Genomic DNA, 15781 nt, shown 5'->3' on the forward strand with positions numbered 1-15781 from the left:
TTTCTGTGTCGGAAATTGGTGAAAGTTAAGAAGCGGGGGCAACTCCGCTTTTTTATTGAAAGATAAAAAAGCCACCTTTGATGGGGTGGCTTTTTTTTTGTTTAGCGCTCGAAGAAATGTTTAGTGACTACCGCTTTCCTGCTGGCGCCCCCACAGAATCATGCTGCCTACCAGTTGTTTCAGTAATCCCTGTAATGCCTCGGCTTTACCTACGTTGAATTCATAAGGCTCGGTTTCGGACATGTAATTGAGTTGAGCCAGTTCCAACTGCACTGCGTGTTGTTGCAACTGCGGTTGACCATAGGCTCGGGTGATATATCCACCTTTAAATCTGCCATCCAATATATGCGTGAAAGTCGTTTGCTGCCGACAGCAGGCAATCAAACGTTCGCTTAAACTGCTGGCGCAGCTCTGACCGTCGTTGGTTCCCCAGTTCAGATCAGGTAGCTGGCCTTCAAACAGGCGAGGAATAACCGAAGCAATAGAATGTGCGTCTAACAGCAGAGCATAGCCAAACCGAGCTTTTAGTCGATCCAGCTCTTGCTGTAACTGCTGGTGATAAGGCTGCCAAATAGCTTCAAGATAGCCTTGGCGTTCGCTGTCTGAGGGTATTTGTTCCGGTTCAAAACAAGGGCGGCCATCGAACAAGGTCTCGGGAAACAGACCGGTAGTTGCCGTGGTATACAGTGGTTGATCGTCGGATGGACGGTTGAGATCTATCACCAGCCGTGAATAATTGCCAGCCAACAGACTGGCACCCATATCTTTAGCAAATGAATAAAGACGTGGAATATGCCAGTCAGTATCAGATAGCGGGCGAGCCGCATCGCTAAGCCCGGCCTCAACCGCTGGCGTCAGGCGAGTTCCCGCATGGGGAATACTGATTAATAAAGGTAATTCACCGGCGTGAAAGCTGATGGGATCGGCGATGATCATGGGCGAACCTCTCCTCGATAGACCACGGTGGCAGGGAGCTGTCCGCCCAGCCAGTAAGATAATTCGGCTGGACGAGATAACGGCCAGTGTACCCAGTTGGCGAGTTTGCCGACTTCCAGAGTTCCCTGTGTTTCCTGAACGCCCAGCGCCTGCGCGCCGTGGCAGGTCACGCCAGCCAGCGCTTCTTCCGGCGTCATGCGAAATAACGTACAGGCCATGTTTAACATCAGGCGTAATGACAGCGCCGGAGAGGTGCCGGGGTTAGCGTCGCTGGCTAACGCCATAGGCACGCGATAGTGACGGAAAAGCGCTACCGGAGGACACTGGGTTTCTCGCAGCATGTAATAGGCTCCGGGCAGCAACACCGCGACAGTGCCCGATGCGGCCATTGCCTGTGCGTCTTGCTCGGTGGCGTATTCCAGATGATCGGCAGACAGAGCGTGATGCCGCGCTGCCAGCGTGCTGCCACCTAATGAGGAAAGCTGCTCCGCATGGAGTTTGATCGGTAAACCCGCCGTTTTTGCCGCATGGAAAACTCGCTCTACCTGAGTGGGTGAAAACGCTAAATGTTCGCAAAAAGCATCAACCGCGTCGGCCAGCCCGGCTTCGGCAACCTGCGGAATAATGGTATTACACACCAGATCGATATAATCGTCGGCTCGATTAGCATATTCCGGCGGCAGAGCGTGGGCAGCCAGACAGGTGGTTTTTACCTCGACCGGCAGCATTTCGCCAAGCCGGCGAGCGACCCGCAGCATTTTCAGCTCGCTTTGCAAACTCAGACCGTAGCCGGATTTGATTTCCAGACAGGTAACGCCTTCGGCCAGCAGCGGTTTAATGCGAAACAACGCCTGTTCCAGCAGTTCATCTTCGCTGGTTTGTCGCGTTGCATTTACCGTGGAAATAATCCCACCGCCTTGAGCGGCGATCTCGGCATAACTCACGCCGTTTAAGCGTTGTTCGAATTCGCTGCTGCGGTCGCCGCCAAAAACCAGATGTGTATGGCAATCAATTAAGCCGGGAGTAATGATTCCGCCGGGAAAAGTCATTTCCCGCGAGGCTCTCACGGCAGGCAAAGCGGCGCGCGTGCCAATCCAGATAATTTTCCCATCATGAACGGCAATCACACCGTCGCTAATAGTGTGATAGTGGCCGCCGCGCATAGTGACGATATCGGCTCCAGACCACAAGCTGTCGCAGTAAATTACAGACGCCATCTTTATCCTCCGCCCCGCGGGGCGATACAGTTGTATATACAATCAAAGACAACCTAGCCTATAAATCCAAGGTCAGCAACCGGCAACATGCAGCAATTTGCGCTATCACACCTTTAATTTGTTATCAGGATGTTAGGGTTCCCTGTGGTGTAAAACGACCAAATAGTTGATAGCGGGAACCGGGGTACAGCAGTTGAGCGGAAGTGACTACGGCTTTGCCGAACCAGGTACGACGGCGAATCAATAAACATGGCTCATTTTCATTTAACGCCAGTAACTTACGTTCTACCGGCCCCGGCATGACGGCCTCGACAATATGCTCGCCTTCGGTCAATGGCGCGGCCTGCGTCAGATAGCTGTAGGGTGTGATGCGGCTAAAATCTTGCTGCATATAATCGGGAGCGGTCAGCGGGTTGACGCAGCGATTTTCTACCTGCACCGGAATATCGTTCTCAAAGTGAACAATCTGGGAGTAGAACAGCTGCTGTCCGGCCAGAATGCCCAAGGCGATTGCTTCTTCCTCCGTAGCGGGACGAGCTTCCAGCAGTAGAATTTTGCTGCTGTGGCGATGCCCGCGCGCGGCAATTTCATCAGCAATATTGTGTACGGCCAGCAATGCACTGTGTGCCTTGGCTTCGGCCACGAAGGTGCCCACGCCTTGCATTCGAACCAGAAAACCCTCACTGGTGAGTTCCCGTAACGCGCGGTTGATGGTCATGCGGCTAACGCCTAATTCCGCCACTAATTCACTTTCTGAGGGAACGCGCTGATGGGGTTGCCAAGCGCCAGAACGGATTTGCCGAATGATGGCCTGTTTAACCCTCAGATAAATAGGGGCAGGAGCGTCATCCATAACGCTGGTGAGTTGTAATAGGCACTGTTGTTCAGCCACGGCGTTAACCTCGTCAAAGAAATAATAATAAGATAAGTCTACGGTTGAATTTAGCGTATGTATATGTATATACAAGTAAGCGAATTAATTTATTGACGCGACTGTGTCTCGGCGCGTTTGAGTGTCATCACAACCTTGGGATTCACTATGCCTGCATATTTTGCCAAACGCGCTTTTTTACCCGACGGATGGGCCACGGATGTTCGTTTGGAGGTCGACGCACAGGGGCATATTTCGCAAATTATCACCGGTGGACGCGACGCTGGCTGCCTGCTGCTAGGCGGGCCAATCCTGCCCGGTATGCCTAATCTTCATTCCCACGCTTTTCAGCGCATGATGTCGGGGCTGGCTGAAATTGCCGGAGATCCGCAGGATAGCTTCTGGACATGGCGCGATTTAATGTACCGATTAGTCCAGCGTCTGACCCCTGAGCAGGTCGGTATTATTGCCCGTCAGCTGTACATTGAGATGCTGAAGGGCGGTTACACTCAGGTGGCTGAGTTCCATTATTTGCACCATGCCCCGGATGGTAAACCTTACGCAGATAGCGGGGAAATGACCGGGCAACTCAGTCAGGCTGCGGAACAAGCCGGGATTGGCATGACGCTGTTACCTGTGTTGTATCGCTACGCCGGATTTGGCGGGCAGCCCGCGCAGCCCGGTCAAAGGCGCTTTATTCAGGATGTAGAGAGTTATTTGCAGCAACAGCAGAAAATTGCCCAACAGATACGGCATCAACCACTACAAAATCAAGGGTTATGTTTTCATTCGCTGCGAGCGGTAGAGTTGGAGCAAATGCAGCAAATACTGGCCGTGTCGGATAAACAGTTGCCGGTGCATATTCATATCGCTGAGCAGCAAAAAGAGGTGAATGACTGTCTGGCATGGAGCGGTCAACGACCCGTGGCTTGGTTATATAATCATTTACCGGTAGATAGCCGCTGGTGTCTGGTGCATGCCACTCATCTGGATAATGACGAATTAACCGCGCTGGCTGCCAGTCATGCAGTAGCGGGGCTTTGCCCAACCACAGAGGCCAATCTGGGCGACGGTATTTTCCCGGGGGTTGAATACATTCAACATCATGGGCGCTGGGGAATTGGTTCCGATAGTCACGTTTCACTCAATGTGGTGGAAGAACTGCGCTGGCTGGAATATGGGCAGCGGCTACGAGATCAGCGGCGTAATCGCTTGACCAGCCCTGAGCAACCGGCGGTGGCTGATTTGCTGTATAGCCAGGCGTTATCCGGCGGTGCGCAGGCCTGCGGTACCCAAATTGGAGCATTGGCGGTCGGCTATCGAGCCGATTGGTTGGTGTTGGACGGTGACGATCCTTACATTGCCGGCACACCTTCATCGTCGTTACTGAATCGCTGGCTTTTTGCCGGTGATAAATCGCAGATCCGCGATGTGTACGTAGGTGGTAAGCCGGTGATTATTGGCGGTTTCCATCCGTTACAGCAGCTGAGCGCTCAGGCATTTTTGGCGGTGCTGAAAGACTGCCTGCGGGAGGCTTCTTAATGAGTCTGACATTTTTTGATTATGCCAGTTTACCCGTGAGTCGCTGGCGCAATGGCGGGGGAGAAACCCGTGAAATTGCCTGCTGGCCGGTAGGTGGCGAGGATTTTGGCTGGCGAGCCAGCATTGCGACCATTGAACAAAACGGGCCGTTCTCCACCTTTCCTGAGGTTGAACGTTCGATAACCTTATTGGCGGGTGACGGAGTCAGGTTATTTAGCGCAGAGGGTCATATTGATCACGAACTCGCTCAATCTTTACAGCCATTCTCGTTCCCGGGGGATATTGCGCTGGAGGCGACATTGCTCGGAGGTAACAGTCAGGATTTTAATATCATGACGCGAAGAGGCTGCTGGCGCGCGGATGTCTGCATCATTTCTGGTGCGCAGCCATTGCCCGTCAGTCGTGCCGGTGTGGTGTATGTGGTTCGCGGTGATTGGCAGATTCAACACGAGGAAAGCCGCCGGTTATCTCATCAACAGGGTTGTTGGTGGACGCCAATGATTAGAGGGGGACAATTGCGTCCCCTGGTCGCGAATAGCCAGCTAATTTGGGTTGATTTATTATCCGCAGTTTAGTTTGATAATCAATGGGTATGTTTTTTGAATGATATTTACACGCACCAATAAAGGGGGGGCTCCCTTTGTTGGGCAATGATGATTTATGTTATTAACATGAAGAGCTTTAATATTTCATGTGTTTATCGGTATCTAATAATATAAAGAAATTCCGATGACGTTTTTCATTGTGCATTTTTATATCTACATTTTTTAATCTTCGATGGTGTCATTTAATGTCTGTTTAGTAGGGGAGTTTTCATTTTGATTGATGAAATTGACAGCTATTTACTCGCGGCTTAATAAGATTAATAACGGGCGATGTGTTCGCCATATTAGCTCACTAGCGAGTGTTAGTGTTTTAGGTGTTTGCTTTTTTTTATTATTTAATATCTTTCAGTGGGATAGCGGAGTCGGTTTGTTAACTGTAATTGATTCTCTATCAGGCGTTCCCTGATGTCAGTGACGACTTTTCCCGACGGTTAAATAGATATAAATACCTAGTTATTAATAATGAATTATTTATGGATAATGTTTTTTATTAGAATTACCATCCTTTTATTTTTATGGCTAAGAAATGGTTAACGTCCAGTACATGATAATTAATATTTGTTTTTTTATGTTCAGGTGATATGTTGATATGTAACGCTTCAATTGTTTGTTGGGTCATGATGAGATTTTCTTGAAGTTTACTTTCGTTTTTTTGTTTGTCGAAAATCTCTAAAACTATTGTGAAGTATAATCAGCATTTTAATTTTTTGTAATAAGTCCATCCGTGTAATGGCGCACCAGGGGAGTCGCTTTAGATATGTTTTTTTAACTATTAACTTTTCCTATTATTGCTATTGCACTTACGGATATTCATCTTGTGATTTCAAATCATCACCACATGGTTGGGGGAATATACCAGACGCTTACCGTTTATACGGTGTCATTTTAGCTGTCCAGCACTGAGGGAAAATTGATTTATCTGGCGTAACTAGGGGCGTCGTTAACGGAGAGGGCGCAATGAACCAATCGGGATGATACAAATATTCGCCCAGTTAATGAATGAACAATAAAGGATTTTTAATCAGAGGGAATCATATGGCATCAGATGACACTGCGGCGGTATTGCTTTCTCGGTTGCGAGCTGCGGGGCTCGTGCTGTGGGAGGAAGATGGAGAGTTGCACTATCGGGCACCTGAAGGTTCACTGACGCCAGCGGATTTGAAATCGTTACGAGCAGCCAAGCTATTGTTATTAAACCAGTTGTTGGCAGAACGGGATAAATTCATTCTGCTTGAAAATACCGCTGAGCGTTACCAGCCTTTTCCTCTGACAGATGTGCAGGCCAATTATCTTTTAGGGCGTGAAAATGTTTATGGCTACGGCGGCATTGGGTGCCACGTCTATCTGGAGGTCACCTATCCAGATTTAGTTGCTACAAGAACGGAAAACGTTTGGAATCAGCTCATTGCGCGGCATGATATGCTGCGAGTCGTGATGGAAGCCAGCGACAGTCAGCGGATTTTATCTAAGGTTCCCTTTTTTACCATTCCCTGTGGGGATATGAGGAACCTTACGAGCGCGCAAGCGCAAACCGCGTTGGATCGAATACGAGCTGAACTCAGCCATAAGAAATACGATCCGCAACAGTGGCCACTATTTGAAATAAGAATCAGCCGAACTGCTGAATACAGCGTATTACATTTGTCGGTGGATTTATTAATGGCCGATTGGTCCAGTATTTGCCTTCTTTTAGCCGAATTTGAAGGACTGTATGCCCAACCTGACAAAGCCTTAGATCCGATAGATGTCACTTTCCGGGATTATTTACTAGCAGAGCGGAAGTTGCGCGGTAGCCCAACGTACAGTCGCGATCGGCAATATTGGTTGCAAAGCTTGGCTAATTTCCCCTCTGCCCCTGAGTTGCCGCGCGCCGAACATCTTCCTCAACCTGAGAATGCCCGTTTTCGGCGGCGTCATCTGAGGCTTGATAATGAGGACTGGCTGGATTTAAAGCAGCATGCAACGGCACACGGGTTAAGTCCTACCTCCATTATATTAACCGCTTTCTCTGCGGTTATTGCGCGTTGGAGTCTGAACAAAAAGTTTTGCCTGAGCTTAACGGTGCTAAATCGTTTGGCTGCCTATCCGCAAATAGAGCAGGTCGTTGGAAATTTTACATCCGTCAGCCTATTTCCCGTTGACTGGCAGTCAGATAGTTCTTTTGCGCAACAGGCCGCCGCTATCAGCGCACAGCTTTTTGCTAATCTGGATCATCGTCTATTTTCAGGCATTGAGGTGTTGCGGGAGTTGGTTAGGCAGAAAGGGCGAGGGGCCGCGCTCATGCCGGTTGTATTCACCAGCGCAATTGGGCTAAGGGATTATAACTCTTTGCTGAGTAGCGATGGTCGTTTGGATGGGCGCGGTATCACGCAGGCACCTCAGGTATTTATTGATTGCCAAGCGGCAGATGACGCGCACGGATTACAGATTAACTGGGATATCCGTGAGGGAATATTTCCTATGGGAATGGCGGATGACATGTTTGACGTCTTCACCGAGTTGTTGCTTGGGCTCGTTGATTCCGTTGGTCTCTGGCGGCAAAAATATCAGCTACCGCTTCCGGCATGGCAGCGAAAAGAACGGCAAAAAGCCAACAGTACCATGATGAAAATCACCTCGAAGCTGTTGCATCAGGCCATATTTCAGCAGGCTGAACGAACGCCGGGAGCCGCAGCTGTTATCGATTCACAACAATCAGTTAGCTATGGCGAATTGGCTGAACGAGCCAGGGCGGTGGCGAATCGTTTGCAACTGTTAGGATGTCGTAGCGGTGAATGCGTTGCGGTGGTGATGAATAAAGGTGCGGAACAGATATCGGCGTTATTAGGCATTTTTTCCGTGGGTGCTGTTTATGTCCCAATTGATGTAGGGCAACCGGAAGTACGCCGTTTTTTCATCCTTAAAGATGCCGGATGCAGGCTGGTATTGACCACGTCAGAGATGACCATGCGTTGGCCTGCAGAATTGAAACGGGTAGATATTGATCGTCTTAAATCTCAGTGTCATGACATCATGGTTCCGACAATAACGTCAGAATCGCCAGCTTATGTCATTTATACATCAGGCTCCTCGGGGCAACCCAAGGGCGTAACGGTATCTCATCGTTCCGCGCTAAATACCATATTGGATATTAACCGCAAGTTTAAAGTTTCCTCTCAGGATCGAGTGTTGGGCTTGGCTCATTTGGATTTTGACCTCTCGATTTATGATGCACTCGGCCTGCTTTCTGTTGGAGGCTCCTTGGTTTATCCGCGATCTCATCGTGCATCCGCATCTGACCCGGCTCATTGGGTTGAATTGATGCTCAAACATAGCATCACGCTATGGAATACGGTTCCAGCAATGATCCAAATGCTGGAGACTTATTTAACCAGTATGCCACCGATTCGTATGCCAGCCTGGCGTTTGGCATTAGTTTCCGGCGACTGGGTGCGCCCTGGTTTACCTGACGCCCTAAAGGCTCGGTTCCCACAGCTTCAACTGGTTGTATTGGGTGGGGCGACGGAAGCCGCGATTTGGTCAAACTATCATTGTTATCAAGGCGCTCAACCGGGGTGGCGCAGTATTCCGTACGGTTTTCCTTTAGCCAATCAGAGATTGCACGTTCTGGATGAGAACACGCATGATTGCCCGGTTTGGAGTAAAGGTGAGATTTATATCGGTGGTGACGGGGTAGCGATAGGCTATATAGGGGATGAATTCACAACATCCCAGCGCTTTATAACCCATAAGGAAACACATTCTCGGTTGTTTCGCAGTGGCGACTTTGGGCGCTATCTTCCAGGAGGCGAAATTGAGTTTCTGGGGCGTGAAGACTGCCAAACCAAAATCAACGGACAACGCATTGAGCTGGGTGAAATTGAATCGGTACTGTGTCAGCATCCAGGCGTAGCCGCCGCTGGGGTGGCGATCAGCGAGTTTGAAGGACATATTTCACTCTTTGCCGCAGTAGAAACACGCCAATCCACCGTTCAGCCTGATCCGATACCAATACACTTTAACCTTGAGCGACGAAATAGGTTGGAGTACCGCTCTAAACATATCTTATATGAATACACCGCTTCTCAAGTTGTTGCTGCGTTAGAGTCACTCAACGAGGCTATGTTGGACTCAATGCGTTCGGCTCTATTACAGTTAGGGCTATTTGCGCTAAATGACAGGGAAAAGACAGAACAATGGATAGGTGATAGTGCGATCTCCCCCGATTTCTATTGGCTCATAGAACGATGGTTTGCGGTGCTATTAACTGAAAAATGGTTACTAAAAAACTCTGATGGTTCCGTCATGCTGGCTAACCGAATAAATCAAAATGAGGGGCATCATCGCTGGCGAAAAGCTGAATGTTTATGGAATAACGTTCTGGCCAACTCGGAGTTTCTTGGCTATCTGAAACGTTGTGCTGACAGCTTACCGGCGCTATTGAAGGGGACGCTGGATGCCAAAAACCTGTTGCTACCACAGGGCAATATGGCTGTCGTTCAGGCATTGTATTGCGAAAATATGATGGCGCAGTATCTCAATGATACGGTGCGTGATCTAATCGGCAATATTGCGTCAGATCGTTTATCTAATCGACGTTTACGAATACTTGAGGTCGGCGCAGGAAGTGGTTCGATGACTCAGGCAGTATTATCGATTTTTCGTAACTATTCCGTTGATTATCTGTTCACCGACATATCCACCTTTTTCCTTTCGGAAGCACGCGCAAATTTCGGTAGTTTTCCCGATATCTCATTCACCCGATTCGATATTGAACAGGATTACCGCAGTCAGGGGCTACAGCCAAATGGGTTTGATATTGTGCTAGTCGATGGCGTGCTGGGAAACATCAGTCATCTGGAGGAGGCCTTATGCCAATTGATTGAGCTGGCAGCGCCGGGCGCCTGGCTAATCCTGGCTGAATCCACGCAGGAACATCCGTGGATACTGGCTTCACAGGCTTTTATGATGAAGAGCAAAACGGGGTTATCACGTTCTCAGGCCGCTTATTTAAACCGAAACGACTGGCTGACCCGGCTTGCTAACTATACCGACGGAGAAGTTATTTGCTTACCCGAATCGTCGCATCCGCTGTTTTCTTTGGGGCAGCATATATTTGCCGCGCGGTTAAAAACTCAGCGTGCTTTTCTTACAGTGACTCAGATCGGTGCCTTTCTTCGGATGCGGCTTCCTGATTATATGATTCCGGAGCAGTGGCAAATAGTGGATAAATTACCAGTAACCGCCAACAGTAAGCTGGATCGCAAACAATTACGTCGGTGGCAAATGGCTGCGTGGCAACATTATCAACGCCAGCCAACGACATCGGGTAATGCGAATCTATTAAATAACAAGCTGGCTGAAATGTGGAGAAATGCGTTAGGGGTGACGCAACTGACACAATCGCAGAATCTGTATGAAATGGGGGCCGATTCTCTGATTATGGCGCGGATGGCCAGGAGAATGCGTGAACAGCTAAAAGGAGCGCCATATGGTGTTGACGAGATCCCTTTTGATGCATTGTTATATCTAATGCTAAATCAACCAACCATTGAAGCACTGGCAGAATTTATTTGGCATTACCCCAAAATGTCGGCAATGAATATTGGCCATCAGCACACTGCTATTGGCGGAGAAAATACTAAACCCTTTCGAAGTAACGGCATATTTTATCACTATGGAGGAGGTAATACCGATGTTACCCGCATAGTCTTTCACGCGGGTTTAGGTTCAATGGACAGCTTCCAACCGTTATTGACGGAAATGGCTGAGCAATCTGTGGGGGCGGTGATCGGTATTAGCGTCGCTGACGATAAGAAATATTGTGCTCTAGATACAGAAAGGTTGGTTGAACGAATTGCGGATGATTATGCCACCTTCTTACTTGCTGCCGGATATCAACAGCTCCAACTTTTAGGGTACTGTCTGGGAGGGCTTTATGCCGTTGAAGTTGCCCGACGTTTAAAAGACCGTGGCGTTAACATCCTGGACTTGGTGTTAGTCAGCAGTCATCCGGTGCGCTTTGAAGTCCACGATGAATTGATGATCGAAATGTTGTTTCTGCCCAATCTGAGCATCTCAATAGAGCAGTTAGAATTAGGTGCCATAAATAGCAGCCTATTGGTTCAGGGTTTTATGCAGGTTATTGAAGCTAATAATGGGGTCATCCCCATGGATTCGTTAGGTACGATAGGTAACGGGGGAAACTTGGATCAGGTAGGCGAACTGTTTAGAACGTTGAACACCCAAACTCGCCGTCAACGATTTGAATGTTATGTTGCTGCTAAGGCACGTCACATTGGGCAAACTATGCCGGTGGAGAAGGCTATGGAGCTTTTTACCGTCTTTCGCCAAAGCTTTCTCTCTGGGCGCTTCACGCCCACACCTTATTTGGGTGATATTCGTTTTTTGCTACCTCAGCAAGGTTATGATTTCGCGCCAGGAATTGATAGTCAGACATTAGCGTTTTGGCGTGAGATCTGTTTAGGGACAATGAAAGTAACTCATATTGAAGGAAATCATTTCAGCTGTATTGCCGCAGAAAATGTGGCGTCATTGGCCCGTTTAATTGCTTTACCATTTCAGAAGTAAATGAGGGGCATATTAGGAAACGGGGTAGCGTGAGTGTAGGAATTCATCAGGCCGGGCGGATGAATATACAAGTAGGTAAATATAAAACAAATCATATTCCTACGCGATCACTGATAGCTCAGAAGATGGTAGTCGATGCGGTAATTTTTATGTATCAGCGATAACTGATTTAGAGCTATTCATCTGTTATTTAGATCTTGATTCTATCAAGAGAACACTCCCTCAAAGTGAGAACCTATATGAATTCACACTGAGGTTTTAGCGAAGCTAATGAGCCAATAAACTGGATTACATCCGCCTCGCACCCTCAAAGCTTGAGATTTTAAGTCAAGCATTCCCCACTGTTGTTATGCAGCGTCTTACGTAGCAGGAAAGTGAAAATGAGCCGCATTTGCTGAATAAGCTGAAAGGCTGGGGAAACGGTTATGAAGCCATTACCCAAAAGCTAAAGCAGTGCAGAAACGAATACCGAGCAGTAGCCTTGTCAGTCCACATTGCCAGCGGAGCACGTTCTTGTTAAATCCTGCTAGTGCGCATGATCGATCATGCGGGCCTGGTTGGCACGGAGAAACTGAGGTTGTCGGGCTGGGGCAGCGTGAAAAAGAGAAGGGCTAATGGATTAAGCAAACAGCCAGGTTACTTTTCAAATGATATGTTTTTTATCAGCATGTTAGTGCTGAAATCCCTCGGGGCAGTAAGTTAAGACCCTCAATGGCATATCCGCTGAGCGTCAGAGGCCATCACGGGCCTTCATGCACGTTCGCTATTGATTCTGTTTCCCGTGCCGTATTGCGAAGCCACTCCAGCAGGGCTTCAAACACCGGGTGGTTTGCCTTACCCGTTGGCGTCATCAGGATATAATCCGTGCCATCCGCAATAAACCCTCGGGGTGCGACAAGTGCGCCTGCTGCAATATCATCGGCAACCAGCGCCAATGGACCCATGGCAATTCCGGCCCCCGATACGGCTGCCTGCAGACTCTGATAGAAATGCTCAAATCTGATGTTTCCGGCATGCTTTATAGTGACTCCTGTTTCTTTCTCCCAGTCCGGCCAAGCAGCGGCGCGGGTAGCCGTGTGCAGCAGCGTCCCTCGTACTTCATTGTTTTGAAAATACATATCGGCCAGTTCTTTCCGGCAGACGGGTCCAACGCGCTCAGCCATGTGACATCATCTTCGGGATAGTGGCAAACCGCGGCTATCCGCGGAAGATGCATATGGATAACGGGCCAGAACTGGTCTCACTGGTACTGGCGCAATGGGCCGAAGAACATGGTGTGTTGCTGGAATTTATCAAGCCGTGAAAGCCGACGCAGAATGCGTTTATCGAGTGTTTTAACCGGATATACCATACCGGACGGAGATACCGGATTTTTATCTGTTCAGAACCATGAATGAAGCGCGGAAAATTACGGAGCGCTGGCTGACTGAATATAACAGCGATTGGCCTCATGAATCCCTGAACAACCTGACGCCAGAGGAGTACCGGCTGATGGCTGAAAAACCGGAACTTACAAAAAGTGTGTGGAACTAAAACAGGTGTGCTTACAGTTGCATGGGGGCTATAAATGCCACTCCAGCCGAGGCTTTTAAGTAGTTGGCGCAGCGAGTGCGATGTCATTGGTCCTAGCGGATTATCCCTGCCCGGAAAAAGGTACTGTCGATGCCCGGTTAATCCCTGTAGCGTTCTGAGCATGTTGACGGCTTGGGAGGGGAGGGGAATAACATGTTCTCTGCGGGCTTTTATCCGCGCTGCCGGAATGGTCCACAGGGCATTATCAAGATCGAATTCTGTCCATTCAGCTTCGGTGGCTTCTGCAGGACGCGCCAATGTCCACCACATGAGCCACATGCAGTAGTTAACCTGGTACGAGCCACGACTATTGTCAAAACAGTTTAATAACTTTCCGATTTGCTGAGGATTCAGTGCTTGTTTGTGCTGTGTCTTATTGGTCGGAAGGGCCTTGCGCACAGGCCAGACAGGATCACTATCAGCTCTAAGTGTCGCTACTGCCAACTCGAAAACTGATGAAATGGTTCGACGGGCTTCAGCGGCAACTGTCGGTGCTCCTCGTTTAGCAGTTTCTTGAAGAATTTTAAGAATGTGGTGTGGGGTTATCTCCCTGACTGGGAGCTTACCGATTGCGGGAAAAACCACTCGTTCAAGCATATCCAGTCGGCGCGTTTTGGTGATTTCGGCCCAGTCTTTCATCTGCAGCCACTCTTTGGCGATCAGCTCAAAGGTGTTAGATGCGTCATTGATCTTGCGGATCTTATCTAGCTGGCGAGCCTGTGTCGGGCTAACTCCATTCGCGACTTGTTTACGCGCTTGCTCACATTTCTCGCGAGCTTCGGCAAGTTTGACCGTCGGATAATCACCCAGCGCAAACATGCTGGATTTACCGTTGAGTTTAAACCGATAGCGCCATGCCTTTTTGCCATTGGGTTTCACTTCGAGGTAGAGACCATTGAAATGATTGAGCCGATAGAGTTTTTCTTTCGGCTTGGCTGTGCGGCATTGTGTATCAGTGAGCATAGCGAGTCTTTGTCTAGTTCTTATACCGCGATTGTACTCATCCCTATAATCATTTTTCACTGCATTGTCATGAGGTTATGTGAGACGCCATGAAAAGAAAAATCCACGCAATTGCGTGGATTTTATGATGTTTGTCTGTCTTCATGCGATACATTGATATCCCAAGAGACAACAAAATTAACTTAGACGTTAAACAAGAAGTTCATGACATCGCCATCTTTAACGATATAGTCCTTACCTTCTGAACGCATTTTGCCGGCTTCTTTCGCGCCTTGCTCACCTTTGTAGGTGATGAAGTCTTCAAAAGCGATGGTCTGAGCGCGGATAAAGCCTTTCTCGAAATCGGTATGGATTTTACCTGCGGCCTGCGGAGCCGTTGCACCGACAGGGATGGTCCATGCACGAACTTCTTTTACGCCTGCGGTGAAGTAAGTTTGCAGGTTCAGCAGTTCGTAACCGGCACGGATAACGCGGTTCAGACCCGGTTCTTCGATACCTAACTCGGCCATGAATTCAGCGCGATCTTCGTCTTCCATCTCGGCAATATCAGATTCAACGGCCGCACATACGGCAACCACGACGGAACCTTCAGCCGCGGCAATTGCGCGCACTTGATCCAGATACGGGTTATTTTCGAAGCCATCTTCATCAACGTTGGCGATATACATCGTTGGTTTCAATGTCAGGAAGCTTAAGTAGCGGATTGCTGCTTTGTCTTCAGCAGTCAGAGTCTTCAATGCACGCAACATACCGGCATTTTCGAGGTGTGGCAGACATTTTTCCAACGCTTCCAGCTCAGCTTTAGCGTCTTTATCGCCGCCTTTGGCTTTTTTCTGTACGCGATGAATGGCACGCTCACAGGTGTCCAAATCGGACAGCGCCAATTCGGTATTGATGGTCTCAATATCGTCAGCCGGATCGACTTTACCTGCAACGTGGATGATGTTGTCGTTTTCGAAACAACGTACTACGTGGCCAATCGCCTCAGTTTCGCGAATGTTGGTCAGGAACTGGTTGCCCAGGCCTTCGCCTTTGGATGCGCCCTTTACCAGACCGGCAATATCGACGAATTCCATCGTGGTTGGCAGAATACGCTGCGGTTTAACGATTTCAGCTAATTGGTCCAGACGCGGGTCCGGCATGGGTACCACACCCGTGTTAGGTTCAATGGTACAGAAGGGGAAATTCGCTGCTTCGATACCCGCTTGTGTCAACGCGTTGAACAGGGTGGATTTACCAACGTTTGGCAGACCAACGATACCGCATTTGAATCCCATGTTTATATCACCTTAAATAACTTAAAAATCAGCCAATTAGGTTTAACCAGCCGATGTAATCAAAATTTATTCCGCCATTATACACATAATGATGATTTATCTCGATCCTACTGTTTGACGCAGTGATTTTAACTGCGGTTTAGCCTCTGTATTTTACCGGTCTATCTTTATCTGGGATCCCGAGAGTCGGTCATAATTTGTTGTTCTTGCATATAATCTTGGTTTGTT

8 protein-coding genes and 2 pseudogenes are annotated in these 15781 nt (G+C 48.7%); 4 read left to right on the plus strand and 6 right to left on the minus strand.

All coding sequences use genetic code 11. The annotated features are described in order from the left end of the window. Positions 1-120 precede the first annotated feature (120 nt). The 3 genes from hutG to hutC form a co-directional block, all read right to left on the minus strand. The gene (gene hutG / locus ACQ4OC_RS02395; protein WP_120806181.1) at positions 121-936 is read right to left on the minus strand and encodes an N-formylglutamate deformylase; all 816 of its coding nucleotides are present in this window, start codon (positions 934-936) and stop codon (positions 121-123) included. Beyond that, a complete protein-coding gene (gene hutI, locus ACQ4OC_RS02400) occupies positions 933-2153 on the minus strand; it encodes an imidazolonepropionase (RefSeq protein ID WP_120806180.1) in 1221 nt (406 codons plus the stop codon). The genes hutG and hutI overlap by 4 nt, the downstream gene beginning before the upstream one ends. 124 nt (positions 2154-2277) lie before the next feature. Then, positions 2278-3045 (minus strand): histidine utilization repressor, encoded by a 768-nt coding sequence (gene hutC, locus ACQ4OC_RS02405; RefSeq protein WP_064513382.1) that lies wholly within the window; start codon positions 3043-3045, stop codon positions 2278-2280. Between the two features lie 147 nt (positions 3046-3192). Here hutC and ACQ4OC_RS02410 point away from each other — a divergent pair, with 147 nt between their 5' ends. The 3 genes from ACQ4OC_RS02410 to ACQ4OC_RS02420 all read left to right on the plus strand — a co-directional run bounded on the left by ACQ4OC_RS02410 (position 3193) and on the right by ACQ4OC_RS02420 (position 11741). Next, complete coding sequence (locus ACQ4OC_RS02410) at positions 3193-4566, plus strand: formimidoylglutamate deiminase (protein ID WP_430970904.1); 1374 nt, start codon at positions 3193-3195, stop codon at positions 4564-4566. Next, positions 4566-5141 carry a HutD/Ves family protein gene (locus ACQ4OC_RS02415; RefSeq protein WP_064513386.1) on the plus strand — a complete coding sequence of 192 codons (576 nt, stop codon included), beginning with the start codon at positions 4566-4568 and terminating at the stop codon, positions 5139-5141. Before ACQ4OC_RS02410 ends, ACQ4OC_RS02415 begins: the two co-directional genes overlap by 1 nt. A 1065-nt stretch (positions 5142-6206) precedes the next feature. Continuing rightward, the gene (locus tag ACQ4OC_RS02420) at positions 6207-11741 is read left to right on the plus strand and encodes an amino acid adenylation domain-containing protein (protein WP_430970905.1); all 5535 of its coding nucleotides are present in this window, start codon (positions 6207-6209) and stop codon (positions 11739-11741) included. A gap of 740 nt (positions 11742-12481) precedes the next feature. Here ACQ4OC_RS02420 and ACQ4OC_RS02425 read toward each other — a convergent pair. After that, positions 12482-12904 (minus strand): LysR substrate-binding domain-containing protein, encoded by a 423-nt coding sequence (locus tag ACQ4OC_RS02425; protein ID WP_430970906.1) that lies wholly within the window; start codon positions 12902-12904, stop codon positions 12482-12484. 17 nt (positions 12905-12921) lie between these two features. Between ACQ4OC_RS02425 and ACQ4OC_RS02430 the strand changes: the two are divergent. Next, a pseudogene (locus tag ACQ4OC_RS02430) lies at positions 12922-13274 on the plus strand (integrase core domain-containing protein); the annotation flags it as partial. 6 nt (positions 13275-13280) lie between these two features. Here ACQ4OC_RS02430 and ACQ4OC_RS02435 read toward each other — a convergent pair. Beyond that, positions 13281-14276 (minus strand): annotated as a pseudogene (locus ACQ4OC_RS02435) (tyrosine-type recombinase/integrase); the annotation flags it as partial. 182 nt (positions 14277-14458) lie between these two features. Beyond that, positions 14459-15553 carry a redox-regulated ATPase YchF gene (gene ychF / locus ACQ4OC_RS02440; RefSeq protein WP_064513402.1) on the minus strand — a complete coding sequence of 365 codons (1095 nt, stop codon included), beginning with the start codon at positions 15551-15553 and terminating at the stop codon, positions 14459-14461. Between the last annotated feature and the right edge of the window lie 228 nt (positions 15554-15781).

The sequence above is a fragment of the Yersinia sp. J1 genome (assembly GCF_050586585.1).
In the GTDB taxonomy this organism is placed as follows: domain Bacteria; phylum Pseudomonadota; class Gammaproteobacteria; order Enterobacterales; family Enterobacteriaceae; genus Yersinia; species Yersinia entomophaga.

What these genes read in the sequence shown, in the direction of transcription:
- hutG (WP_120806181.1), bottom strand. Translation starts at nt 936, where the DNA reads ATGATCATCGCCGATCCCATCAGCTTTCACGCCGGTGAATTACCTTTA.
- hutI (WP_120806180.1), bottom strand. Translation starts at nt 2,153, where the DNA reads ATGGCGTCTGTAATTTACTGCGACAGCTTGTGGTCTGGAGCCGATATC.
- ACQ4OC_RS02410 (WP_430970904.1), top strand. Translation starts at nt 3,193, where the DNA reads ATGCCTGCATATTTTGCCAAACGCGCTTTTTTACCCGACGGATGGGCC.
- ACQ4OC_RS02415 (WP_064513386.1), top strand. Translation starts at nt 4,566, where the DNA reads ATGAGTCTGACATTTTTTGATTATGCCAGTTTACCCGTGAGTCGCTGG.
- ACQ4OC_RS02420 (WP_430970905.1), top strand. Translation starts at nt 6,207, where the DNA reads ATGGCATCAGATGACACTGCGGCGGTATTGCTTTCTCGGTTGCGAGCT.
- ACQ4OC_RS02425 (WP_430970906.1), bottom strand. Translation starts at nt 12,904, where the DNA reads ATGGCTGAGCGCGTTGGACCCGTCTGCCGGAAAGAACTGGCCGATATG.
- ychF (WP_064513402.1), bottom strand. Translation starts at nt 15,553, where the DNA reads ATGGGATTCAAATGCGGTATCGTTGGTCTGCCAAACGTTGGTAAATCC.